The sequence below is a fragment of the Clostridium lacusfryxellense genome, from assembly GCF_018861735.1.
Lineage (GTDB): Bacteria > Bacillota > Clostridia > Clostridiales > Clostridiaceae > Clostridium_AD > Clostridium_AD lacusfryxellense.
Genome location: NZ_JAHLEB010000026.1, coordinates 38,593 through 65,217 on the forward strand (window position 1 = coordinate 38,593; position 26,625 = coordinate 65,217).

The following is a 26,625-nucleotide window of genomic DNA, read 5'->3' on the forward strand; positions in this document are numbered from 1 at the left end:
GGGTTAGCATATGCCTTGGAGCTAAAGAATTGATAAATAGCTTTGTTTGCTTGACAAAACTCACATTATTTCTATAACGGAGAGAAGATCATTTACAATGTAAAATACAATGTATGAATCTACAATAAGCAGACGATAATTTTTTAATTTTAGATTAAAATCTTTTGGAGTAGGGCCTTTGTACGGAAATTGTGCTAGAGAACTAATAGCAACATCTATCTTATTAATTAATTTAATTGCTGCAGGTGGATTATCAATCGAAATATAATTTAAAATATTGTTAACATCATCAATAGCTGTAGGGTAGTATACTATTTTAAATAATTTAGGCATTGTATTTATTCCTTAAGGTTTTCATGAATTCATCATGTGAAACTGTAGGAGCACAATTAAGCTTTTCTGCTTCAGCAACAGCTAATTTTTCGTATAAGTCAAGTTTTGCTTGAAGTTGTTCAAAATAAGCTAAACTCATGACTACGAGGTCACCTTTACCGTTCTTTGTAATATAAATAGGTTCAGCTTCTTTATGACAAGTTTCAGAAATTTTATTAAAGTTATTTCTTAAATCAGAAATTGGAAGAATTTTTGGCATTATTAACACCTCACTATAATAATTATGATTAAATTATATCATAATTATGATAAATGGTACAATAGAAAAATTTCATGTGTGCCTTGCAGTTACGAGGTTTTTCTTAGATTATGCTATAACGAAAGTTTATATTGCTAGAAATGCGTTCACTTCGCCAAGTAATTCTAAAATTCATTTATAATTTATAATTTAAAATACAAATACATAATTAAAGATTGGAAAAGTTTATTATGTTTGAGTATAATGTAATAAACAGAGGGGAGCATTTTACTATGAGCGGAATGATTTTAAATTCAATTAGGAATGATTATAACTATGAAACAGACAAAAAAAGCGATTTTGAAAAGAGTAGGAAATATTTTGATATGAGTGAAAAAAATGACTATACCTTAGATGATCAGACATGGGACGATTTGGATATGAATAAGGTATATAACAAATTGGATAGAGCTTATAGCACTCCTGGAGAGGCTGCGCTATATTCAATGCTTAGAAATCCATTACTTAAAGATGAGAAGTTAAAAAAACGAGGAATATTGATTAAGTTACTTAAAGACGATAATAAATTAAGAGATAGTCTTCAGAGCATTTATTTTAAATTAAATCGAGATTATAAAAATTGTCTTTTAGATATGCTTGACCAAGATGTTATAGTAAATAAAGCTAAATATTATGTTTATACACTTCTTGGTAAAATAATCCCATTAATTATAATTTTTCTTGCGATATTTGTGAATAAAGGTTATATGATTGCCTTACTTGGAATAAGTTCCATTAATATGCTTATAAACTCAACAGAAGTAAAAGAGATTAAGTCTAATGGTATATTTTATTTGAGAAAAAATATTGTTGCCGCTAAAAAAATTGCAAACATAAATAATGATGGTATTATTTATTATAAGGAGAAAATAACATCTATGCTTAAAAGTGTAAAGGGCATAGAAAGAAGTACAAGATTGATAGGAGTTATAAATATGTGGGGAGGATTTTTTGAATTTATCTCTGTAATTTTTCTTCTTGAAGAAAGTGCTTATTATTCTATATCTGCCAAAATAAAAGAAGAAAAAAAAGTTTTGATGGATCTTTTCTACATAGTTGGGGAATTGGAAGCATTAATTTCAATTGCAGGTTATCAGCATAATTTAAAGCAGTCATATGTAGAACCAAAGTTTATAAAGAAAATTACTTTAAATATAAAGGAAGGTATACATCCTCTTATAGAAGATGCTGTTGCCAACTCAATTAACATACAAAATGGAGGTATAGTACTTACCGGCACAAATATGGCCGGAAAATCTACTTTTTTAAGAATGCTTGGGGTAAATATAATTTTGGCTCAAACCTTTTATTTCGTTTTGGCTAAAGATTATGAGGCACCGTTTTTTAATATAGTTACATCGATTAGTCCAAATGATGATTTAACAAAGGGAAAGAGTTTCTACATGGCAGAGGTAGAATCAATTCTTAGAATAATTAAAGCTCTAGAAAAGGATGTACCTGTATTTTGCCCAATAGATGAGATATTTAGAGGTACAAATCCAATAGAAAAAATTTCTATGTCTGCAGAGATATTAACATATATAAATAATGGAAAAAGTATTTCTATTGTAGCAACTCATGATAGAGAATTGGTTGATATTTTAAAAGAAAATTACGGATTTTATTATTTTAGTGAAAAAGTTGATACAAAAAAAGGGTTAAGTTTTGATTATAAGATAAAAAAAGGAATATCTCAAACTAGAAATGCAATTAGGCTTTTAGAATATATGAATTATCCAAAAGTAATAACACAAGGAGCATATAAAAGAGCGGAGAGAATAGAAAACTAAGGAGGATTAATTAATGAATTTAAATATAGTTTTATTTCAACCTGAAATACCACAGAACACTGGAAATATAGGAAGAACTTGCGTGCTTACTGATTGTAAACTTCATCTTGTTAAACCTTTAGGTTTTAGCTTAGAGGAAAAACAACTAAAAAGGGCAGGTCTCGATTACTGGCCATATTTAGAGTTAGAAATACATGAATCATACGAAGCACTTAGAGAAAAATATAAAGATTCAACATTTTATTTTTCTACAACTAAAAGTTCAAAATTCTACAGTGAAGTAGAGTATAAGGAAGGAGATTTTATAGTGTTTGGGAGAGAGTCTTCAGGACTTCCAGATAGCGTTCGCGGTAGTGACCCCGAGAGATGCATAAAAGTACCTATGATAAATAGTTCGACAAGGTCACTTAATCTTTCAAATACAGTAGCTGTTGTGACATATGAAGCACTTAGGCAAATAGGTTTTAAAGATATGAAATAGAAAAACAAAAAAAATCGAAATGTAAGAAATAAGGAGATGTAAAATATGGAGCATATTTACGATACTATAATTATTGGTGGTGGTCCTGCGGGATTATCAGCAGGACTTTATGCAGCAAGATCAAAAATGGATACTTTGATTATTGAGAGAGCAGCATTTGGTGGACAGGTGGCAACAACTAATGAAATAGATAATTACCCAGGATCCATTGAAAATTGTACAGGAGCAACATTAAGTGTAAGAATGAAGGAGCAAGCAGCGGAGTTTGGAGCTTTATTTGTTAGCGAAGAAGTTGTAGAAGTTGAACTTGAAGGTGACATTAAGGTTGTTAAGTGTATGAGGGAAACTTACAAAGCTAAAACCATTATAATTACAACGGGCGCATACCCTAGACTTGGTGGATTTAAAAACGAAGTTGAATTAAGAGGAAAAGGAATTTCATATTGTGCAACCTGTGATGCAGACTTTTATGAGGGGTTAGATATTGCAGTACTCGGAGGCGGAGACTCAGCTATATCTGAAGCAATATATTTAACTAAATTCGGTGAAACCGTCACTGTAATTCACAGAAGAGATGAGCTAAGAGCTGCTAAGTCACTTCAAGAAAAAGCTTTTAATAATCCTAAGATAAAGTTTATTTGGGATACGGTAGTTGAGGAAGCAAAGGGTGAAAATGGCTTAGAAGGGTTAGTACTTAAAAATATTAAAACCGGAAAAGTTAGTGATTTAAAAACAGATGGGTGTTTTGTATTTGTAGGATACCTTCCAGTTTCAGAATTATATAAAGGGAAAATAACTATGACAAGTCGTGGAGACATTATTACTGATGAGGAAATGAAAACTAACATACCAGGTGTATTCGTAGCAGGAGACATAAGAGAAAAATTGTTAAGACAAGTAATCACTGCAGCTGCTGATGGTGCAATAGCAGCAACTGCTGCTGAGCATTACATTGAAAATAAATTCAGCTAGAGTAGATTGAAACATGAGAGGAAGATGAAAGTGATTGGTACAAAGAATATACTAGATGGTAAAAAAGCTATTATCATAGGTGATAAAGATGGAGTGCCAGGCCCTGCTATAGAGGAATGCGTAAAATCTGCTGGTGCGGAGGTATTGTTTGCCTCTACAACATGTTTTGCTTGCAGCATTTTAGGTGGGATAGAATTTGATCAGCAACAAATAATTATGGATTATGTTGAAAAGTATGGTGCTAAGAATATAGTAATAGTTATTGGAGTAGCGCAGGCAGAAGCGTCAGAACTTTGCGCAGAAATAGTGACCACAGGAGACCAAACCTCTATGGCTCCTTTATCGGGGATTGCTTTAGGTCTTGTTGTATATCATGTATTAGAACCAGAAGTAAAAGGTGCTTTTGAAAATTCAGTTTATGAAGAGCAATGCGGTATTATGGAAATGGTTCTAGATATAGATGAAATAATCTTAAAAGTAAAACCGATTAGAGATAAGTTTTCTAAATATATCAATAACTAATATAATAGACGTTAGTATTTAATATATTAGTATAAGATAATTAAAAATATGAAATAATAAAAATGTATAATAAAGAGGTTTTTTTAAACACTTATAGAATATATACTTGAAATATAATTAACAAAACGAAACAAAATAAATTATTTAATTATTTAAGGGGGCAAAATCATTATGAATAAAAGAAAGTTAATTGCAGCACTTACATCAGTGGCATTAGTTGCAACACTATTCGTGGGATGTAAATCTACTAAGGAAGAAGTAAAACCGGAAACAGCAAAAACAGAAACAGCGGTGAAAAATGAAACTATTATAGGGTTAACTACTGATGAAGGTGGATTAAACGATAAGTCATTTAATCAATCGGCAAATGAAGGTGTTAATAAGGCTAAGGCTGAACTTGGATTTAAATATATGCCAATTGAATCTGCAAAGAAAGAAGATTATAATGCTAATCTAGAAACATTAGTTGAACAAGGTTCAAATTTAACATTTGCAATTGGATATCAAATGTTTGATGCAATAACAGAGGTTGCTAAAAACCATACTGATAAACATTTTGCAATTGTAGATTCAGTTGTTGATCTTCCAAACGTAACTTCAATTGTATTTAAAGAACAAGAAGGTTCTTTTTTAATGGGAGTAATTGCTGGAAAAATGACTAAAACTAATAAAATTGGATTTATTGGTGGAAAAGATGGAGAACTAATAAACAAATTTGAAGCTGGATTTGCAGCTGGTGTTAAATCAGTTAATCCAGAAGCTGCAAAAGGTTTAATAAGTTCAAATGGAAAAAGTGCTGGAACAACTGTAAAATATGCGGATAGTTTCGCAGATACAGCAAAAGGTTATGAATTAGCTAAATCCTTATACCAAGGTGGTTGTGACATAGTTTATCATTCAGCAGGAGGCGTTGGTATTGGGTTATTTAAAGCAGCTAAAGAACTAAAGGATAGCGGAAAGGCAGTTTGGGCTATAGGAGTTGATATGGATCAAGCTGTAACAGTTGAAAAATATGCTGATGTAATTCTCTCAAGTATGATCAAAAGAGTTGACACAGCAACTTATAATGAATCTAAAGCACAAGCTGAAAATAAATTTAAGGGTGGAGCAGTTGTTTCGCTTGGATTAAAAGAGGAAGGCGTAGGAATAGCTGGCACGTCTAGTAAAAATGTACCTAAAGCTGTATTAGATGAAGTTAAAACTTACCAAGATAAAGTTATAGCTGGAGAAATAGTTGTTCCAGCAACAAGAAAAGAAGCAATGGATTTTAAATTAAAATAGTTCATACAAATAAGTTCATAGAAATAATAAATTTTTATGAACTTATCATTTACTATTTTATCAATTTCAGTATACAATAGGAGCTAGATGTAGTACATCTAGCTCCTTTTAAGAATAATGATAATTTATAATTTTTAAAAAGAAAATCATCTACATCTATAAGTGGTAATTTTACCACGACAAGCATAACACTCAAGTTATGATTAAATCTTTTTAAGGGGGAAAGTAAATGGAAAAGGTAATTGAAATGAAAGGAATAACTAAAATTTTTCCAGGTACAGTTGCTAATGATAATGTAGATTTTGAATTGTTAAAAGGTGAGACACATGTTCTGCTTGGTGAAAACGGCGCTGGAAAAACAACTCTTATGAATATTCTTTATGGACTTTATAAACAAGAAAAAGGCGAGATTTATGTAAGCGGTAACCTAGTTAATATATCTTCTCCTAATGATGCTATAAAACTAGGCATAGGAATGGTTCATCAACATTTTATGCTAATACATAATTTCACTGTTACTCAAAATATAATATTAGGTATTGAACCCAGAAAAGGTTTTAAAATTGATATGAAGAAAGCAATAAATGACATTAAAGAGATTTCAGAAAAATATGGGTTTGCGATAGACCCTACTGCAGTTATAGAAGATATTTCAGTTGGACAACAACAAAGGGTAGAGATACTAAAGGCATTATATAGGGGAGCTGAAATTTTAATATTAGATGAGCCTACAGCAGTATTAACGCCTAAGGAAATTAAAGAACTTGGAATTATAATTAGAAATCTTGAAGATGAAGGAAAATCTGTAATACTTATTACTCATAAATTAAAAGAAGTTATGAGTATGAGTGATAGAGTTACTATAATAAGGCGAGGAAAGATAACTGGCTGCATAAAAACAAAAGAAACAAGTATAGACGAATTAGCAGAACTTATGGTAGGTAGAAAAGTTAATCTAACTGTTGAAAAGAAACCAGCTGAGATTCGAGGCGAAATATTAAAAATTGAAAATCTTTGTGCTAAGGATCAAAGGGGATTACCTGCAGTACAAAATTTAAACTTAACAGTATATGGTGGAGAAATTCTGGGTATAGCTGGTATTGATGGAAATGGGCAATCTCAATTTTTAGAGGTTCTAACTGGACTTCGTAAACCTAAAAGTGGAAACATTATAATAAATGGTAAAAATATATATGGCAAGTCCCCAAGAGACATTATGTCGGCAGGGGTTGGACATATTCCAGAAGATAGACAAAAAAGGGGTCTTATTTTAGATTATTCTCTAGTTGAAAATTCAGTTCTTGGAATTCATAGAAATAAACCATTTAGTAAAGGCATAGTTATGAATTATAAATCAATTAGAAAACACTGTAATGATCTTATTCGTGAGTTTGATGTTAGAACTCCAAACGAAGATGTAAGCGCTGAGGCATTATCAGGTGGAAATCAACAAAAGCTTATAGCGGCTAGAGAGATTTCAAAAGACCCAGAGTTACTAATAGCGGCGCAACCTACAAGAGGTCTTGATGTTGGCGCAATTGAATATATTCATAAAAGGTTAGTTGAGGAACGAGATAAGGGCAAGGCTGTTTTATTAGTATCATTAGAACTTGATGAAATATTATCGTTATCAGATAGAATAGCTGTAATGTATGATGGGAAAATAGTGGATATATTATCCAGAGAAGATGCTACCGAGCAAAAACTTGGAATACTTATGGCTGGTGGGACTCTTGGCCAGGCTAGGGAAGGAGGTAAAGTTAATGAATAAAGAAGTTGATAAAAATAATAAATTTATTGTTTCAGTCAAAAACATACTTAAAACACTTGCATTCCCTTTGCTTTCTATAATTATTTCTATATTTGTTGCAGTGTTTTTTGTAATGTGGGCAAAAGGATATTCTATATTACAGTATTTTTCTGCTTTAGGTGATTTGTTTGGACTTATATATAAAGGTGGGTTTGGTAACGAGCGTGTAACATTTGTTACTATCTCAGAAGTTACCCCATTAATATTTACAGGAGTTGCTAATGCTGTAGCATTTAAATGTGGACTGTTTAATATAGGCGTTGCTGGTCAATTTATACTTGGAATGTTAGCAGGAGCTGCCGTAGGGCTAATTCCAGGACTAAATCCTGTAATACATATAATATTAATGATTCTTGCTGGATTTATCGCTGGTGGCATATGGGGGGCTATACCTGGTTATTTAAAAGCTAAAGTAGGTACCCATGAAGTTATTAACACTATTATGATGAATTATATATCTATGGCTTTGGCAAATTTTCTTATATTAAGAACTGGTTTTGGAGTTGCAGGTAAATCAAGTACTCCAGAAATACAAAAGAGTGCAGAGCTTCATAGGTTTGTTGCTGGTAGTGGAGCTAATATTAGTATATTTCTTGCAATAGCGGTAGCTATATTTATATTCTGGTTATTATGGAAAACTACTATTGGATATGAAATAAGAGCAGTAGGCATAAATCCACACGCTGCAGAGTATGGTGGAATCAATGTATCGAAAAATATTGTACTTGCTATGGTGCTTTCTGGAGCTATAGCAGGAGTAGGAGGGGCAACGCATGTTGCAGGTGTACTTCATAATGTAAAAGACCTTATGGCACTACCATCCTATGGATTTGATGGTATTGCAGTTGCATTACTTGCTAAAAGCAATCCTATTGGATGTGTAGCATCGGCCTTATTATTTGGAACATTAAATAGTAGTGCTAGGACTCTTCAGCTCAATGGAATACCAAAAGAGATAGTTTATTTAATTCAGGCTATAATTATTATATTTGTAGCAACAGACTACATTGTTAAGTACTTCTCTGAAAAGAGAAATAAGGAGGCGATTGCAAATGAGTAGCATTATTTTAATTAATTTGCTTGGGCAAACTTTAAGAATAGCTACGCCTCTAATTTTTGCTGCACTAGGTGGTATATTTTCTGAAAAATCAGGTGTTGTAAATATTGGTCTTGAAGGTATGATGGCTATAGGAGCATTCTTTGCGGTCTATGGGAGTTATGCGACGGGAAGTCCTGTTGTAGGGATTCTCTATGGCATGCTAGCGGGAGGCGTCTTGGGGCTAATACATGCTGTTTTAAGTATACATTTGCGTGCGGATCAGGTAATTTCAGGGACAGCTATAAATCTTTTTGCGACGGCTCTATCTAGTTTCTTGATATTTAAGTTATTTGATGGTAAAGGTGGTCAAACTGACATAGTTGAAGGACTATCATATAACATACCAGACTTTATTAAAAACTTACCTTTGGTAGGTAAATTAATATCACAACTAAACTGGTTTGTTATATTAGCCATTGCTTTAGTAATAGTATCTCATTACGTATTATATAAAACACCTTTAGGACTTCGAATTAGGGCTGTAGGAGAACATCCAAAGGCTGCGGATACATTAGGAATAAATGTTTATAAAATAAGATACTTATGTGTTATTTTATCAGGAATGCTTGCTGGCCTTGGTGGAGCGGCATTGTCGCTTGGTATAACTCCGCTTTATAGAGAAGGTATGGTATCTGGACGTGGATTTATTGCGTTAGCTGCTGTTATATTCGGAAATTGGAAGCCTTTTGGAGCATTTGGTGCTAGTTTATTATTTGCATTTGGTAGTGCATTTGATATTTTTGCGCAAGGACTTAGTCTAAATCTACCTTCAGAAGTATATACCGTTATTCCTTATGTACTTACAATGGTTGCACTTGCAGGTTTTGTTGGGAAAACAACAGGACCACTTGCTAGTGGCAAGCCATACGATAAGGGATCTAGGTAACATATCAAGAATAATAATCTCAGCATAAATTAACTGTTATACGTTATAAAGTAATATTTATAATTTATAACAGTTTTTATGCTGTTTTTTATTGTACTTGAAATGCTCATTATATCTGTAGATTGTAGGCTGAAAAATTTTTCTTGTGTGGGGGGGTTTGAGATTATATTTCCTTATACGCAAACCATACCCATACATCTAAACGTAAATATGATAAAGTATGAAATTCTCCGGGAGTGGCACCAAATAAGAAGAGCAGAAACATTGAAATTCCATTTAAGATTTTATATTTGCAAAAGATTAGAATCTCTTAATGGAATTTCACGTTTCAAACTCTTATTTGTGTGCTACAGTGGGAGTTCATAGGTAGGTCGCATCTTTTTTTATTTTATCCTAATGCATAATATATCAGTGCTATGTTATAATATTTATAATGCGACTTATATGAGGTGATGGATAAAATGAATATTAATTTTGGATTAAATTTGGTCCAAGAACAAAAATTAATAATGACACAAGAAATGCAGATGTCTGTTAAACTTCTTCAAATGTCGGCATATGAGTTAGGACAATATGTGAATAAAGAAATGCAAGAAAATCCGGTGCTTGAGGAAAGAGATGTACAGCCGAGTAAAAGTAATACCAATGATGTAAATGAATATAAGGAAATAATTAAGTACCTTGATAAAGATAATTATAAAACAAAAAATTATGCTGTGAAATCAGAAAATGATGAGGTTTCTCCATTTTATTATATTGCAGAGGAAAAATCTCTTAAGGATTATCTTAAGGAACAAATAGGGGAACTCAACCAGCGATATGATATTATAAATATATGCAAATATTTGGCTGAAAATTTAGATAACAAAGGTTATTTATCTGCTAATTTATCGGATATATGTAAAGAACTTGGAATATCAAATGAAAAGGCGGAAACTGCACTTAAAGTTTTCCAATCATTAGATCCTGAAGGTATAGGTGCTAGGGATTTAAGAGAATGTTTAACAATTCAACTACGCAATTTAAGTATAGATGATGAAAATATTTATAATGTCATAAATAATTATCTAGAGCTTTTAGCAGAGAATAAGTATAATGATATAGCAAAAGAATTAAAAGTTAAAATTAGTGACGTTCAAACATATGCAGATATAATAAAGAATTTAGAACCTAAGCCATCAAGAGGATTTTATACAGGAGAGAGTGTTAAGTATATTGTTCCGGATGCTTATATTAATAAAATTGATGATCAATACTTTATTTCTATGAACGAAGATGTTCTTCCGAAACTTAACATAAATAGTTTATATAAAGAAATTATTATAAATGAAAAAGACGTAGAAGCTGTTGAATATGTGAAAGAGAAACTTAATAGTGCGATGTTTCTTCTTAAAAGTATTGAACAAAGGAAGAATACTGTTTATAGGGTTTTAGAAGAAATTTTATCGGTTCAAAAAGATTATTTTGAAAAAGGGGCGGAATATTTAAAGCCAATGACGCTTAAAATTATTGCTAATAATTTAGAAATGCATGAATCTACTATAAGTCGTGCGATTAGAGAAAAATATGTTAGTATAAATAATGGAAAAATCATTAAAATAAAAGACTTCTTTACAAATGGAATAACGTCTGCCGCAAGTGGCGAGGATATATCTACAATTAATATTAAGAAAACGATTAAGACAATAGTGGAGGAAGAAGACCCAAAGAAACCTCTATCAGACCAAATCATTTGTAACCGATTAAATATTGAGGGCATGAATATTTCAAGAAGAACTGTAGCAAAATATAGAGAAGAATTAGAAATTAAAAGCTCTAGTAAACGGAAAAGATTTTAAAATTATTCATATTAATCGATTCGTTTACAGAATGTTAACATTATTTTTAGGAATACTAATTTGTAAAAGGTTAGTATTTCATCTATAATGTATGTGGGAGCAAAAAATATAGGCCGGGACTTATAAAGTCCAGAAAGGTGTTCAAGTGGAGAAAGGTGTTCAAGTGGAGAAAATTTTAAAATTACAGCAAAAGGTAGTGCCTGAGTTAATAGAACTTCTTGAAAAACGGCATGATATATTAAGGATGATATGTTATAATCAACCTATTGGAAGAAGAATTTTAGCGGATCATATGTGCATAAGTGAGAGAATAATAAGAAATGAAATAAATTTTCTAAAATCTCAGAACTTGATTGAAGTTAATGCATTAGGTATGTTCATTACGATCGAGGGCGAAGAAGTTATAAATCAGCTAAAAGGATTTATTCATGAAATCAAAGGGTTGTCTAAAATTGAAAAATTTATTGAGAAACATTTGAAACTTGCTCAAGTTATAGTTGTTCCCGGAGATGTAGAAATTGATAAAAGTGTTCTTAAAGAACTTGGGAAAGCAGCAGCCGGTTATGCAATGGATGTTATTCGCGATAATAGTGTTATCGCATTAACAGGTGGATCAACAGTTAAGGAAGTTGTAGATAGTTTTCTACCAAATAAGAAATACAATAATATTTTGGTTCTTCCAGCTAGAGGCGGAATGGCGAGAAATGTAGAAATCCAAGCTAATACCTTGGTTGCAAGGTTATCAGATAAAATTGGTGGAAATTATGAATTACTGCACGTACCAGATAATTTGAGTAATGCAGCACTAGAAACTATATTAAATGAAACAAACATAAAAGATATAATTGAAAAGATTAGAAATGCGGATATACTTATTTATGGAATAGGTGTCGCAAGTGAAATGGCATTAAAAAGAGGGTTACCGCAAAAAGTAATAGCGGAGCTTAAAGAAGTAGGTGCCGTAGGGGAAGCGTTTGGTGAATACTATAATGAGGTAGGAAAAAAGATTTATACAGTACCTACTATTGTGGTTAAAAATGGGGATGCTAAAAACGATAAGATATTGATTGCAGTAGCGGCCGGAAAAAGTAAGGCTAAAGCCATCATCGCAACTGAAATCAACTGTTCTAGTACTGTTTTAGTAATTGATGAATCAGCCGCAGTAGAAATAGTAAATATTTTAGATAAAATAGAGTAAACTATATAATGATTTTATTAAAAGAGAATTATATATTTACATATAATCAGTTTAAAAAAATCTTAGGAGGTTTTGTCAATATGATAAAAGTAGGTATTAATGGATTTGGTAGAATAGGAAGAAACGTATTTAACGCACTAGTAAAAAATTACGGAGCAGAGTTAGAGGTAGTAGGAATCAATGATTTAACTAGTGCCGCAACATTAGCACACCTTTTAAAATATGATTCTCTTTACGGAAAATTCCCTGGAACTGTTGAAGCTAAAGAAAATTCAATAGTTGTTAATGGTAAGGAAATTAAAATATTTGCAGAAAGAGAACCAAAAAACATAGATTGGAGTTCACTTGGAGTAGAAATAGTTTTAGAATCAACAGGATTCTTTACAGATGCTACTAAAGCTAGCGATCATTTAGGAGTAAGTGTTAAAAAAGTTCTTATATCAGCACCTGCTAAAAATGAAGATATAACAATAGTTTTAGGAGTTAACGAAGAAAAATATGATTCATCTAAACATAACATAATTTCAAATGCATCATGTACTACAAACTGTTTAGCACCATTTGCTAAAGTTTTAGATGCTGAATTTGGAATAGTTAAAGGCTTAATGACTACAATTCATTCATATACAGGAGATCAAAGATTATTAGATGCTCCTCATAGTGATATGAGACGTGCAAGAGCTGCTACATTATCAATGATTCCAACTACAACTGGAGCTGCTAAAGCAGTTGCATTAGTTTTACCACAATTAAAAGGAAAATTAAATGGTTTCTCTTTAAGAGTTCCAACTCCTACTGTTTCATGTACAGATTTAGTATGTGAAGTTTCTAGAGATGTTACTGTAGAAGAAGTAAACGCAGCATTCAAAAAAGCTTCTGAAAATGAAATGAAGGGAATTCTTGGATTCTGTGAAGAACCATTAGTTTCAATAGATTTCAAAGGGGACGAAAGATCTTCTATAGTTGATGCAATGTCAACTATGGTTATCGAAGGAAACATGGTTAAAGTTGTTTCATGGTACGATAATGAAGCAGGTTATTCAAATAGATTAGCTGATTTAACTAAATTTGTTGCAGATAGACTATAAAATCTAATTTTAGGGAACTGTAAGTATAGTATAAGGTCTGGTTTTATAGTTATTCTATGGAATCAGACCTTTTCTATTATGAGATAAACGAGAGGAGAATGTGTATGCAATTCAATAAGAAAACAATCGAAGATATAGAGGTTAAAGGTAAAAATGTATTAGTAAGATGTGATTTCAATGTACCACTAAAAGATGGAGAAATTACAGATGTTAATAGATTAGTAGGTGCAATGCCTACAATAAAATATTTAGTAAAGAAAGGTGCAAAAGTTATTTTATGTTCGCATCTTGGAAAACCTGCTGGAGAAGCAAAACCTGAACTTTCACTAGCACCAGTTGCTAAGAAGTTAAGTGAAATGCTAGACAAAGAAGTTCTTTTTGCAGCAGATCCAAATGTAGTTAGTGAAACAGTAAAATCTACCGTAGCAAAAATGAAAGACGGAGACATAGTGCTTCTTGAAAATACAAGATATAGAAAAGAAGAAACTAAAAATAAAGAAAACTTTTCTAAAGAATTGGCTTCACTTGCAGATATATTTGTAAATGATGCTTTTGGAACAGCTCATAGAGCTCATTGCTCTACTGTTGGTGTAACTGAGTTTGTTAGTACTTCAGTATGTGGATATTTAATTCAAAAAGAATTGAAATTCTTAGGAGATACAATAGAAAGTCCTGTTAGACCATTTGTTGCAATTTTAGGTGGAGCTAAGGTTTCAGATAAAATAAATGTTATTGAAAATCTGCTTGAAAAAGTTGATACTTTAATAATTGGTGGAGGAATGGCTTATACATTCTTAAAAGCCGGAGGTTATTCTATAGGAAGTTCTTTAGTTGAAGAAGATAAAGTACAATATGCTAAAGTTATGATGCAAAAAGCTGAGTCTAAAGGAGTTAAATTTTTGTTGCCAGTAGATAACATTACTGCTGATAAATTTTCAGCTGAGGCAGAGCCAGTAGTTACAGAAGATCAAAACATAAAAGATGGATATATGGGACTAGATATTGGACCTAAGACTTGTGAAATATATAAAGGTGCAATAAGCACAGCTAAAACTATTGTTTGGAATGGTCCTATGGGAGTATTCGAATTCAAAAACTTTGCAAATGGAACAATTGCTGTGGCAGAAGCTATGTCACTAGTTGATGGAACTACTATAATAGGTGGTGGAGATAGTGCCGCTGCTGTTAATCAATTAGGATTTGGAGATAAGATGACCCACATATCTACAGGTGGTGGAGCATCACTTGAATTCCTAGAAGGTAAATTATTACCAGGAATTGAAGCTCTTACAAATAAATAATTAAATAAAAAATAAATACCTTGTTATAGATAAAATAAATAGTTTTATCTATAACAAAGATATATAGGGGGTTTTTTTGATGAGAAAAGGTATAATCGCAGGAAACTTTAAAATGAATAAAACTGTAGCTGAATCTGTTATTTTAATCGAAGAAATGAAACCATTAGTTAAAGATGCAAAATGTGATGTTGTAGTTTGTCCTACATTTTTAGCTTTAGATGCAGTAATAAAAGCAGCTAAGGGTTCAAACATAAAAGTAGGAGCACAAAACATGCATTTTGAAGACAATGGAGCGTTTACAGGTGAAGTTTCACCATCAATGCTAAAAGATATGGGCGTTGAATATGTTATAATTGGACATAGTGAAAGAAGACAATATTTCAATGAAACTGATGAAACTGTAAACAAAAAAATAAAAGCGGCTTATAGCCATGCTATTCAACCTATATTTTGTATAGGAGAAACTCTTAGTGATAGAGAAGGAAATATTACAGAAAAAGTTTTAGGAAATCAAGTTAAATTAGGAATTGATGGACTAACAAAAGAACAAGTTGAAAAATTGGTTATTGCATATGAACCAATTTGGGCTATAGGAACAGGTAAAACTGCAACTGCTGATCAAGCTAATGAGACAATTGCATTTATAAGAGCAACTGTTGGTGGAATATTTGGTGATGACGTTTCTCAGAAACTTAGAATTCAATATGGTGGTTCTGTTAAACCTTCAACTATAAAAGAACAAATGGGTAAATCAGATATAGATGGTGGACTAATTGGTGGAGCTAGCCTCAAGGCAGAAGACTTCGCTGGAATAGTAAACTATTAATATACTTAATTTAAAGTGATTTATTTTACTTAAGTAAATATTAATGCATATTTATATGCATTAATATTATAAATAATTGGTGGGGGGGTACAAAAATGTCAAAGAAACCAGTAATGCTAATGATTTTAGATGGATTTGGATTGTCTAGTAACGCTTCCGGAAATGCAGTATTTTCAGCAAATAAACCAAACTATGACAGATTAATAGAGAAGTATCCAAATATTAAGTTAACTGCAAGTGGCCTTGAGGTAGGATTACCAGAGGGTCAAATGGGAAATTCAGAAGTTGGGCATTTAAATATAGGTGCAGGCAGAATAATATACCAAGCACTTACAAAAATAACAAAAGAAATTAAAGAAGGAGACTTCTTTAAAAATCAGGCTTTTAATAAAGCCATTGATAAAGCTATTAAAGCTAATTCTTCAATTCATCTTTTAGGATTATTGTCTGATGGAGGAGTTCACTCTCATATTGATCATTTAAAAGCTTTAATAAAGCTTGCTAAAGATAAAGGTGCTAAAAAAGTTTATGTTCATGCTTTTTTAGATGGTAGAGATGTGCAACCAGGTTCTGCGCTCAAGTACATAGCAGAAATAGAAGAATACATGAGTGAAATAGGCCTTGGGAAAATCGCTTCTATAGCTGGTAGATATTATGCTATGGATAGAGATAAAAGATGGGAAAGAGTTGAGCTTGCGTATAATGCTATGGTTTTATCTAAAGGTGAGGAGAATACCTCAGCACTTGAGGCAGTGCGTTTAGCTATGCATGACAATAAGACAGATGAATTTGTTCTTCCAACTGTTATAATGGAAAATAATAAGCCAATAGCAGCTATAAGTAATAATGATACTGTAATATGTTTTAACTTTAGACCAGACAGAGCTCGTGAATTTACTAGAGCAATAAATGATAAAAAGTTTGATGGATTTAAAAGAGAAAGTTTAACACTTAATTATGTTTGTACTACTCAATATGATATATCTATTGAGAACGTTGATGTAGCATATACTCCTGAGAGTTACACTAACACTCTTGGCGAATATGTTAGCAAGATGGGTAAAAAACAATTAAGAATAGCTGAAACAGAAAAATACGCTCATGTTACATTCTTCTTTAACGGAGGAGTTGAGGCTCCGAATACTAATGAAGATAGAGCGTTAATTCCATCACCTAAAGTTGCAACTTATGATTTGCAACCAGAAATGAGTGCATATGAGGTTACAACAGAATTATTGAAAAGGCTTGAATCAGATGAATATGACATGATTATACTTAATTATGCTAATCCAGATATGGTAGGTCATACAGGGGTTTTTGATGCTGCTAAAAAAGCAATAGAAACAGTTGATGAATGTCTTGGAAAAATTGTAGATGTTGTTCTAGGAAAAGATGGTTGTGTATTTATAACTGCAGATCATGGAAACTCTGAGCAAATGATAGACTATTCTTCAGGAAAACCAATGACAGCACATACAACAAATTTAGTTCCATTCACATATGTTTCAAATCACAGTTCAGAGATGCGAGAAGCTGGAATATTAGCTGATATAGCTCCTACAATGCTTCAAGTTATGGGACTTGATATTCCAAGTGAAATGACAGGGAAATCTTTAATTAAGTAACACAATGCCTATGTTAATTTGATATTCTTCTAAATTATAAGAGTATCTTAGTTTAACTTAGGCAATAATATAATAGAAAAAAACTTTGGAGGTTAGATAATATGAAAAACTTTATTGAGATAATTGATATTTATGCAAGACAAATTTTAGATTCAAGAGCATTCCCAACTGTTGAGGTTGAAGTTACATTAGAAGATGGAACAATAGCACGAGCATCAGTGCCATCAGGTGCATCTACTGGTATATTTGAAGCTGTAGAGTTAAGAGATGGAGATAAAGATGTGTACGGCGGTAAGGGAGTATTAAACGCTGTTGATAATGTAAATAATATAATAGCTGAAGAAATTGTTGGAATGAATGTATATGATCAGATAGCAATTGACAAAGCAATGATAGCGCTTGATGGAACACCTAATAAAGCAAAACTAGGAGCTAATGCAATTCTTGGAGTATCTCTTGCATGCGCTAGAGCTGCTGCTGAGTCATTAGGACTTGGATTATATCAATATATTGGTGGAGTAAACGCTAAAGTTTTACCAGTACCAATGATGAACATTATAAATGGTGGAAGCCATGCTGACAATAATGTAGACTTACAAGAGTTTATGGTTATGCCAGTTGGAGCAACTTCTTTCAAACAAGCTTTACAAATGAGTGCAGAAGTATATCATTCATTAAAAGCATTATTAAAAGCTAAAGGATTAGCTACTGGTGTTGGTGACGAAGGTGGATTTGCTCCAGACTTATCATCAAATGAGGAAGCTATAAAAATTATAATTGAAGCTATAGAAAAAGCTGGATATGTTCCAGGAAAAGATATATTTATAGCTCTTGATCCAGCTGCTTCTGAATTCTTCGAAGATGGTAAATACAATTTAGCATCAGAAGGAAGAATATTAACTCCAGAGCAAATGGCTGATTACTATGTAGAACTAGTTAATAAATATCCAATTATCTCTATTGAAGATGGTATGGCTGAAGAAGATTGGGCTGGTTGGAAATACTTAACTGATAAAATTGGAGATAAAGTTCAATTAGTTGGAGACGACTTATTTGTAACTAATACTGATAGATTGAAAATGGGAATTGAGAAGAAAACTGCAAATTCAATTCTTATAAAATTAAATCAAATAGGAACACTTACTGAAACATTAAATGCTATAGAAATGGCTGAGCGTGCAGGATATACTGCAGTAGTTTCTCATAGATCAGGAGAGACTGAGGATACATCAATAGCTGATTTAGTTGTAGCTATGAATGCAGGACAAATCAAGACTGGTGCTCCAGCTAGAAGCGAAAGAGTTTCAAAATATAATCAGTTATTAAGAATAGAAGAAGAACTAGATGAAATGGCTGAATATAGAGGACTTAAAGCATTCTATAATATAAATAGATAAATTTTCAAATAAGAGTATAGTCACTTTGACTATACTCTTACATTTTACATTAAAGTATGTTAAAATAATCATGTATTTAATGAACAGGGGGTGTACATATGCATAGTTTTTTAATAGTTTTATTAGTTATAATTTCAATTGTTATAATTGTATCGGTTATGATGCAACCTAGTAAAACAGATGGATTAAGTGGCCTTATAGGAGGAACTTCTGATACTTTTTTTGCGAAAAATAAAACAAAAACAGCAGAATCAGTCTTAGCAAAAGTTACAGCATTTTCAGCGGTTTGTTTTGCTATAGTAATATTAATGTTGAATTTTATTAAATAATATGAATATTTTAATTCAAAGCAGTTTATTTAAATGATTTTTAATAGACTGCATTTTTTTATATATTTTGATTACTTTAGTAATTAAAAGTTATAAAGTAATAAAGTGTGTAAATTATAAATGGCAAAATTATTTAACGTAGTCTAATATCATTAGAGGTGAAGGATAATGAGTGAATACAGTTCTAAGTTAGAAAGTGAACATATGGATTTTCTTTTTGAGGGAATTTTAAGCCTGCAAACAAAGGAAGAATGTTATAGATTTTTTGAGGATATATCCACGATTAATGAAATTAAAGCATTTGAGCAAAGGCTTCAAGTCGCAAAGATGCTCGCAGATAAAAAGACTTATTTGGATATAGCGGCAGCTACAGGGGCAAGTACTGCTACTATAAGTAGAATTAATAGAGCATTAAATTATGGTAGTGATGGATATAAACTTATATTAGAACGGTTGGAATCAAAAAAGTAAGTATATTTACTTTTAGATGACGTGAAGCTAGACGGTTAGCATATATTTACTCAGTTTAATTAACAATAGTGACCTCTTAGGTGACTAAATGATGTTAAATGAGTGAACGTAAATTGACCGTCTATATTTTTTTAGTTGTTTAAATTGTTGAAGACTGTGATATAATTAGATGTATGTTTATTGTCATAAGGGTAGAGAATGTAAATTAAGGTAATAGATAAAAATGATGTTCTAAAGTAATACTAGAGGATCTAGTATTAATATAATATATAAGGAGTGGTTCCATGGATTTAAAGAATTTATTAAATAAAGAGCAATGTGAGGCTGCAATAACAGTTGAGGGGCCGCTACTAATACTAGCTGGTGCAGGGTCAGGTAAAACAAGGGTTCTGACTTATAGAATTGCACATATGATTGAGGATTTGAAAATATATCCTTCACAGATTTTATCTATAACTTTTACAAATAAGGCAGCTGGTGAAATGAAGGACAGGGTACGCTCACTAGTAGGTAATATAGCAGACAATATGTGGATTTCTACTTTTCACTCAAGTTGTGTTAGAATCTTAAGACGAGAAATAGATAAAATAGGATATAATAAAAATTTTACTATATATGATAGTTATGATCAGAAAAGTTTGATCAAGCAGTGTATGAAGGAACTTCAAATTAATGAAAAAGATTTAACAGATTCAGAAATTTTAGGTAAAATATCAAATGCTAAAAATGAACTTATTTCTCCAGATAAGTTTAAAAAAGAGAATGAAAGTGATTATAGAAAAAATAAAATTGCAGATGTGTATGTCCTTTATCAGAAAAGACTGAAAGGTAATAATGCTTTAGATTTTGATGATTTAATTTTTAAAGCTGTAGAACTCTTAAAAAATAATAAAGACGTTTTAGACTTTTATCATTCAAAATTCAAATATATCATGGTGGATGAATATCAAGATACAAATAAAGCCCAATATGAGCTTATAAAACTTTTAGTAGATAAGACGGAAAACATATGCGTAGTTGGTGATGATGATCAATGTATTTATGCTTGGAGAGGCGCAGATGTTACTAATATATTAGACTTTGAAAAAGATTATCCAAAGGCCAAAGTAGTTAAGCTCGAGCAGAATTATAGATCTTGTGGGAACATATTAAAAGCTGCAAATGAAGTAATAAGAAATAATTCTCAAAGAAAAGATAAAGCTCTAAGGACTGAAAAAGATTTTGGGGACAAAATTAATTTATATAGAGCATTTACAGATAGAGACGAGGCTAATTTTGTAGCAAGTCAGATTAAGACAATTATGATGGAGAAAAATAGAAGTTATAAGGATTTTGCAATTTTATATAGAATGAATTCTCAATCACGTATTTTTGAGGAAAGTTTTCGTAAAAACTTAATTCCATATAGAATAGTAGGAGGACTTAAGTTCTACGATAGAAAAGAAATAAAGGATATAATGGCTTATTTAAAGCTTATTAATAATCCACTTGATGATATAGCTTTAAAAAGAATTATAAATGTGCCTAAAAGAAACATAGGTGATGCAACTATTCAAAAAATTCAAGAATTTGCAACTGAGATAGATCAATGTTTGTATAGTGCTGTTTTAGATGTAGATTTTATACCAACTCTTACAACTAGAAATAAGTCCTCTATAAATAAGTTTGTGAGCCTTATGAACAGCTTTATGGCTAAAAATGAAGAGATACCTGTATCTGAGCTAATTAAGGCTATAATTGCGGATACGGGGTATTTAAAGCAATTAGAAAATTCTAAGGAACCTGAAGATGAGTCAAGAGTTGAAAATATAAAGGAATTAGTATCAGATGCTGTAGAATTTGAGAAAACTTCAGAAGACAAATCACTTTTAGCATTCTTAGAGGGAGTAAGTTTAGGATCAACCACTGAGAATCCTGATGAAATAGTAGAGACTGTGGGTATGATGACAGTACATAGTGCAAAGGGTCTAGAATTTCCAGTAGTATTTATGGTAGGAATGGAAAATGGGATATTCCCAGGTATGTCCTCTTTAAATAACTTTACGGAGATGGAAGAATCAAGACGTTTATGTTATGTTGCTATAACAAGAGCGGAAGAAAAGCTTTATATAACTTCCGCCGAGAGTAGAATGGTATTTGGAAGAAATGTGGGGTATCAACCATCTGATTTTATAAACGAGATTTCTCCAGACTTAAAAGAAATTATTGGAGGAGCTAAAAATAGGACTGTTGCGGTGCTAAAGAGAAAAAATGCCAAGGATACTCAGAAATATAATCCTCATGGACTTCTTAGCCATGATAGTCAAATGAGCGTGCAAGATCATCTATCGGGTAGTTCAGATGGAAGTAGCAGTGAACGTCAAAGTATTAAAAGTGAAGCTACAGTTGGTAGAAAAGTTAGACATACTAAATTTGGAGTAGGAACTATAGTGTCAACTTCAAATTCTAATGGTGACACACTGATTTCGATAGCTTTTGATAACATGGGAATAAAGAAGTTGATATTAGATAAAGCACCTTTAGAAATGTTATAAATAATATTAAATAAGGCTAGCATTTGTGCTTGTTATTTTTATAAATGCAATAGGGCATTGTGAATGTTATAAAGCATTTTGGATAAAATAACTAGTAATAATGCTAGTCATTTTATTTGGGGTGCTTAAAAGTTGCGTGTATTTTGAGGAAAGGGTGTAGTTAATAAATATGTATGATAATGATATGGCGAATGTAGAAGATAGAATTAACGAAATTAAAAAGGTAATTAAATACCATAGTAATAGATATTACAATGAAGATAATGCGGAAATAACAGATTATGATTATGATCAATTAATGCTTACGCTTAAAGCAATAGAGAAAGAACATCCAGAACTTATAACATTAGACTCCCCGACTCAAACAGTGGGAGGGAATGCTAAAAGAAAAGCCGGAGTACTCGTAAAACATAACGTACCAATGCTGAGTTTGCAAGATGTGTTTACAAAAGAAGAAGTTTATTCTTATGTAAATAAAATGATTGAGGAACTAATTGATCCAACATTTGTTGTTGAACTTAAGATTGATGGTTTGTCAATGTCCCTCCGTTATGTTGATGGTAAATTATCAGTAGCTGTGACTAGAGGGGATGGAATCATTCAGGGTGAAGACGTAACTGAAAATGCTAAAGTAATTAAGGATGTTGTTCGTAAACTCAAAGATGAAGTTCCATACCTGGAAATTCGTGGAGAAGTATATATGTCTACTGAGGCGTTTGATAAGGTTAATGAGCAACAAGAGTTATTAGAGAAAAAGATATTTGCCAATCCTCGTAACTGTGCTGCAGGAACATTAAGGCAATTAGACAGTAAAGTAACAAAGGAAAGGGCTTTATCACTATTTATTTTTAATGTTCAAGATGTCAAAGGAATTGAATTTGAAACACATACTGAGAGTTATGAATGGTTAAAAAAACAAGGTGTAAAAGTTATTGAAAATTATGTGAAATGTAAAACAGCTGATGAAGTGTGGAATGCTATCCAGTCTATTGGGGAGACAAGAGGCAAATTAGCATACGATATTGACGGAGTTGTTATTAAAATTAATAATTTGGAAGATAGAAAAGAACTTGGAAATACTTCAAAAGTTCCGAAATGGGCTATAGCTTATAAATTTCCTCCAGAAGAAAAAGAAACAAAATTAATTGATATTGAAGTAGCGGTAGGAAGAACTGGAAGAATTACTCCTACGGCAATATTTGAGCCAATTCGTTTATGTGGAACAACTGTGTCTAGAGCGATACTTCACAACCAAGATTTTATAGATGATTTAGATATAAGGATTGGAGATACAATTGTTGTATATAAATCAGGAGAGATTATCCCGAAGATTAAGTTCGTAGTAAAAGAAAAACGTGTCAGCGAATTAAAAAGATTTAAGATTCCAGGTTTTTGCCCGGTATGTGGTACACCTACTGTCCGCGAAAAAGACACATCGGATATCAAATGCATAAATCCTAGCTGCTTGGCACAATTAGAAAGACATATCATTAATTTTGTTGGTCGCAATGCAATGGACATAAAGGGTTTTGGCAGCGCGTATGTTAAAGAACTTATCCGCCTGAAATATATCAAAGATGTTGCGGATGTGTACTCATTGTTTAATTATAGGTCGGAACTTATAGAGCAGGGCATAATTGGAAAAGAAAAGAATACAGATAAGTTACTAGAAGCTATAGATAAATCAAAGAAAAATGAAGCGCAAAGACTGCTTACAGGCCTTGGGATTTCTAATATTGGAAAGGTAGCAGCAAAAAGTATAATGAAACATTACAAATCTATTGAAGATTTAAAAAATACATCTTTGGAAGAGTTAAAAAATGTTTCGGATATAGGTGAGATAAGTGCCTTGTGTATATTGAAATTTTTTGAAGATGATAAAAATTGTGAAATGATAAATAGGTTAAAAGAATATGGTGTTAATATGGCTGTAGAGAGCGATGGTAATGTAGATAATAAGTTTGATGGATTAACTTTCGTTGTAACTGGAACGCTGACCTCTATGGGTCGAGAGGATGCCACCGTACTTATAGAAAATCACGGAGGAAAAGTGTCTAGTTCTGTTTCGAGCAAAACTAGTTACGTTTTAGCAGGAGAGAATGCGGGAAGCAAACTTACAAAGGCACAAGGGTTAGGAGTTGCAGTTATATCTGAAGAGGAATTAGTAAATATGTTAAAATAAATAATAAGACGTCAAATGGCGTCTTTTTTTATGTTAATGTCTAATATTTCATTTTCAGTTGATCCAGTAGTTTCACTTTGGTTAGTGTCAGATTTTGCAGGTTCTTTATTTTCGTGGATTAAAGATAAATTAGAAGTATTCTGTATAAGTTTTTCCATTAAATAATTTTTATATCTTAACTGGTTATAAATTTTAATTAATAAAATAAAGCCCCATATTCCAATAAACATAAAAACTAACATGGAAAGTATAGCCATTATTTGAACAGTTGTAATTAACATAAAAAGCCTCCTATATATAATGTAAATATATATATATTGTTAATAAATATGTATATTTACATTATAGCATAATGAAAAAATAAAGGTAATATGCGTAATTTGTATAAAATTTAAATATATTTGATAAGCATTTGATTATTTCATATATTAAAAGTTAATACTTTCAGTAAGGCACACGTAAATAATCTAGTAAAGTGATCTTTATTTCGATTAATGGGCCTAAGAGGTGGGATAGAATGAAAAGATTATTATGTTTAATGTTAATATTTATGATGATGTTAACCAGTGGATGTATACAAAAAAAAGCAAAACCTTCAACAGAGAGGAAATACTTAGTTTATAACTTAGGAAGTTTGCCATCAGATTTGTTAATGCTAGATAATGACAATGTTAGAGAAAAAGATTTATTATTAGTTTTATTTGAGGGGTTAGTGCGGGAAGATAAAGATGGCAATATAATTCCTGCTATGGCAGAGAAAATTGATATCTCTAAAGATAAAATTCAATATACCTTTAAGTTAAGACAGGGTCTTGCATATAGCGATGGAAGGTCAATAAAAGCTAAGGATTATGAAAGGCTCTTTTACAAGGTATTATCACAAAAAGATAATGCCTTTGCCAAGCAATTGTATTGTATTTTTGGAGCTAAGGATTTTAGTGAGGGTAAAGTTGAATTTCAAAATGTCGGTATTGTTGCAAAAGATGATATAACACTACAGATACGACTTAATAGTCCAAATGAGTATTTTACTAAAATTCTTAGTAATCCAGTTTTCACATTAAGAGAAGATAATGTGGATATGAAAGACTGGAAAAATAGTTATGGTCATATACAATATAGCGGACCGTTTATTATAAATAATATTAATAAGGATGGAGAAATAAAATTAGTAAAAAATAAAAAGTATTGGGGAGCTAGTAAAATTGTTAGTAATGAAATGTTATTTACTTCCATAGAAGATGAAGAAAAAGCTTTAGCAGATTTCGAAACTACTCAGTACAGTGATACCTCAAAAATAGATGTATTTGTAAGTCCGCCTATTAGCGAGGTAAATTCCCTTAGCCAGGAAAATAAAACTGAGGTTATACCTTCTCAGAGTATGTATTATCTGAATTTTAATTTAAAATCCAAAAATAGAGTAGATAATGAAAATGCATTGGATTTAAATTTTAGAAAAGCTATTGATGTTATAATAGATAGGGAATTAATTATAGAAACAATAGCAGAAGATTTGGCAGTACCAACGATTAGTTATACACCAAGTGCTAGTGATGCTAACACTAAATTGAGTTTTAATACATCGGCTAATAAAACTAAAGGTGAAGAGTTTTTGAAAATAAGTACAAATTATAAGAAAAATCGGGAATTAAATTTAATATATGAGAGCAAAAACTTTGATACTAAGGTAAGTAATGAAATAGCTAAAAATATAAAAGAATATTTGGGTGTTAAAGTAAAATGTATTGGTTATACAAAAGAAGATCTTAAGAAGGTACTTGTAAATGGAAGTTATGATATAGTATTTTTAAAAAATGATGTAGAAGACGGAGATATTTATAATTTTTTTTCTAAATGGACAGCATATTCTAAAGATAATATCTATGGATATAATGATTTGAATTATGATAAAACTATAGAAAACGCAAAGTTAGAATCTAATGATAAAAATAAAATAGCAATTTACAACCAGGCACAAGAAATATTAGCAAAAGACCTGCCGTGTATACCTATTTATATAGCTAATACAGTTATTTGCAAGAAAGAAAATATAAAAGGTATTTATACTACTAAGAGTGGTAATTTAATATTTGATTACGCTTATAAAGATAATGAGACTGCTACAAAGTAGTCTAAACCTTTTTTCTTATATTATGCTTTAACGAAAAGGATATGTTTCTGAAATACTTTCATTTTGCTAAGTAATTCTAGAATTTATTTTATATACAGCAGCTAAAAAACATAAACTCGCTATAAAATGTACCCTATAGAGTAGACGTTTTAAAAAAAACTACCCTATGGGGTTTTTCTATGTATAATGGAATAAAAGATTAGAGGTGGATAAATGAGTATTAAGAATTTTAC

23 protein-coding genes are annotated in these 26,625 nt (G+C 31.5%); 20 read left to right on the forward strand and 3 right to left on the reverse strand.

The window, feature by feature from the left end; all coding sequences use genetic code 11:
- Nucleotides 1-60: 60 nt before the first annotated feature.
- Nucleotides 61-333: a type II toxin-antitoxin system RelE/ParE family toxin gene (locus KPL55_RS14945; RefSeq protein WP_216307538.1), complete on the reverse strand. Its 273-nt coding sequence runs from the start codon at nucleotides 331-333 to the stop codon at nucleotides 61-63.
- Nucleotides 326-592 carry a type II toxin-antitoxin system Phd/YefM family antitoxin gene (locus KPL55_RS14950; protein ID WP_216307539.1) on the reverse strand — a complete coding sequence of 89 codons (267 nt, stop codon included), beginning with the start codon at nucleotides 590-592 and terminating at the stop codon, nucleotides 326-328. Before KPL55_RS14950 ends, KPL55_RS14945 begins: the two co-directional genes overlap by 8 nt.
- A gap of 272 nt (nucleotides 593-864) precedes the next feature.
- On the opposite strand from KPL55_RS14950, the gene KPL55_RS14955 reads away from it, so the two are divergent.
- From KPL55_RS14955 to ligA, 19 genes are all read left to right on the forward strand, one after another.
- On the forward strand, nucleotides 865-2,421 hold the full coding sequence (locus KPL55_RS14955) for a MutS-related protein (protein WP_216307540.1): 1,557 nt from the start codon (nucleotides 865-867) through the stop codon (nucleotides 2,419-2,421).
- 13 nt (nucleotides 2,422-2,434) lie between these two features.
- Nucleotides 2,435-2,902: a tRNA (cytidine(34)-2'-O)-methyltransferase gene (locus KPL55_RS14960; RefSeq protein WP_216307541.1), complete on the forward strand. Its 468-nt coding sequence runs from the start codon at nucleotides 2,435-2,437 to the stop codon at nucleotides 2,900-2,902.
- A gap of 45 nt (nucleotides 2,903-2,947) precedes the next feature.
- On the forward strand, nucleotides 2,948-3,874 hold the full coding sequence (trxB, locus tag KPL55_RS14965; RefSeq protein ID WP_216307542.1) for a thioredoxin-disulfide reductase: 927 nt from the start codon (nucleotides 2,948-2,950) through the stop codon (nucleotides 3,872-3,874).
- 48 nt (nucleotides 3,875-3,922) lie between these two features.
- A complete protein-coding gene (gene grdA / locus KPL55_RS14970) occupies nucleotides 3,923-4,396 on the forward strand; it encodes a glycine/sarcosine/betaine reductase complex selenoprotein A (protein ID WP_312887310.1) in 474 nt (157 codons plus the stop codon).
- Between the two features lie 171 nt (nucleotides 4,397-4,567).
- Nucleotides 4,568-5,677 carry a BMP family lipoprotein gene (locus KPL55_RS14975; RefSeq protein WP_216307544.1) on the forward strand — a complete coding sequence of 370 codons (1,110 nt, stop codon included), beginning with the start codon at nucleotides 4,568-4,570 and terminating at the stop codon, nucleotides 5,675-5,677.
- Nucleotides 5,678-5,906: 229 nt separating this feature from the next.
- On the forward strand, nucleotides 5,907-7,448 hold the full coding sequence (locus tag KPL55_RS14980) for an ABC transporter ATP-binding protein (RefSeq protein ID WP_216307545.1): 1,542 nt from the start codon (nucleotides 5,907-5,909) through the stop codon (nucleotides 7,446-7,448).
- Nucleotides 7,441-8,547, forward strand: coding sequence for an ABC transporter permease (locus KPL55_RS14985; RefSeq protein ID WP_216307546.1), 1,107 nt, complete (start codon nucleotides 7,441-7,443; stop codon nucleotides 8,545-8,547). Before KPL55_RS14980 ends, KPL55_RS14985 begins: the two co-directional genes overlap by 8 nt.
- Nucleotides 8,540-9,472: an ABC transporter permease gene (locus KPL55_RS14990; protein WP_216307547.1), complete on the forward strand. Its 933-nt coding sequence runs from the start codon at nucleotides 8,540-8,542 to the stop codon at nucleotides 9,470-9,472. The genes KPL55_RS14985 and KPL55_RS14990 overlap by 8 nt, the downstream gene beginning before the upstream one ends.
- 467 nt (nucleotides 9,473-9,939) lie before the next feature.
- Nucleotides 9,940-11,310 (forward strand): RNA polymerase factor sigma-54, encoded by a 1,371-nt coding sequence (rpoN, locus tag KPL55_RS14995; RefSeq protein WP_216307564.1) that lies wholly within the window; start codon nucleotides 9,940-9,942, stop codon nucleotides 11,308-11,310.
- A gap of 163 nt (nucleotides 11,311-11,473) precedes the next feature.
- Nucleotides 11,474-12,508, forward strand: a complete 1,035-nt coding sequence (locus KPL55_RS15000; RefSeq protein ID WP_216307548.1) for a sugar-binding transcriptional regulator — start codon at nucleotides 11,474-11,476, stop codon at nucleotides 12,506-12,508.
- Nucleotides 12,509-12,588: 80 nt separating this feature from the next.
- Entirely contained in the window at nucleotides 12,589-13,596 is a 1,008-nt protein-coding gene (gene gap, locus KPL55_RS15005; protein ID WP_216307549.1) for a type I glyceraldehyde-3-phosphate dehydrogenase, read from the forward strand.
- A 104-nt stretch (nucleotides 13,597-13,700) separates the two neighbouring features.
- Nucleotides 13,701-14,897 (forward strand): phosphoglycerate kinase, encoded by a 1,197-nt coding sequence (locus KPL55_RS15010; protein WP_216307550.1) that lies wholly within the window; start codon nucleotides 13,701-13,703, stop codon nucleotides 14,895-14,897.
- 79 nt (nucleotides 14,898-14,976) lie between these two features.
- Nucleotides 14,977-15,723, forward strand: coding sequence for a triose-phosphate isomerase (gene tpiA / locus KPL55_RS15015; RefSeq protein WP_216307551.1), 747 nt, complete (start codon nucleotides 14,977-14,979; stop codon nucleotides 15,721-15,723).
- Nucleotides 15,724-15,818: 95 nt separating this feature from the next.
- Nucleotides 15,819-17,348, forward strand: a complete 1,530-nt coding sequence (gene gpmI, locus KPL55_RS15020) for a 2,3-bisphosphoglycerate-independent phosphoglycerate mutase (RefSeq protein WP_216307552.1) — start codon at nucleotides 15,819-15,821, stop codon at nucleotides 17,346-17,348.
- 101 nt (nucleotides 17,349-17,449) lie between these two features.
- A complete protein-coding gene (eno, locus tag KPL55_RS15025; RefSeq protein WP_216307553.1) occupies nucleotides 17,450-18,745 on the forward strand; it encodes a phosphopyruvate hydratase in 1,296 nt (431 codons plus the stop codon).
- Nucleotides 18,746-18,843: 98 nt separating this feature from the next.
- Nucleotides 18,844-19,074: a preprotein translocase subunit SecG gene (gene secG, locus KPL55_RS15030; RefSeq protein WP_216307554.1), complete on the forward strand. Its 231-nt coding sequence runs from the start codon at nucleotides 18,844-18,846 to the stop codon at nucleotides 19,072-19,074.
- A 168-nt stretch (nucleotides 19,075-19,242) separates the two neighbouring features.
- Complete coding sequence (locus KPL55_RS15035; protein ID WP_216307555.1) at nucleotides 19,243-19,545, forward strand: YerC/YecD family TrpR-related protein; 303 nt, start codon at nucleotides 19,243-19,245, stop codon at nucleotides 19,543-19,545.
- Nucleotides 19,546-19,829: 284 nt separating this feature from the next.
- Entirely contained in the window at nucleotides 19,830-22,079 is a 2,250-nt protein-coding gene (gene pcrA, locus KPL55_RS15040) for a DNA helicase PcrA (protein WP_216307556.1), read from the forward strand.
- 169 nt (nucleotides 22,080-22,248) lie between these two features.
- A complete protein-coding gene (gene ligA, locus KPL55_RS15045; RefSeq protein ID WP_246599533.1) occupies nucleotides 22,249-24,261 on the forward strand; it encodes an NAD-dependent DNA ligase LigA in 2,013 nt (670 codons plus the stop codon).
- A gap of 11 nt (nucleotides 24,262-24,272) precedes the next feature.
- Here ligA and KPL55_RS15050 read toward each other — a convergent pair whose 3' ends face one another.
- Complete coding sequence (locus tag KPL55_RS15050) at nucleotides 24,273-24,542, reverse strand: hypothetical protein (RefSeq protein WP_216307557.1); 270 nt, start codon at nucleotides 24,540-24,542, stop codon at nucleotides 24,273-24,275.
- A gap of 236 nt (nucleotides 24,543-24,778) precedes the next feature.
- Here KPL55_RS15050 and KPL55_RS15055 point away from each other — a divergent pair, with 236 nt between their 5' ends.
- Nucleotides 24,779-26,392, forward strand: coding sequence for a peptide ABC transporter substrate-binding protein (locus KPL55_RS15055; protein ID WP_216307558.1), 1,614 nt, complete (start codon nucleotides 24,779-24,781; stop codon nucleotides 26,390-26,392).
- Nucleotides 26,393-26,625: the final 233 nt, after the last annotated feature.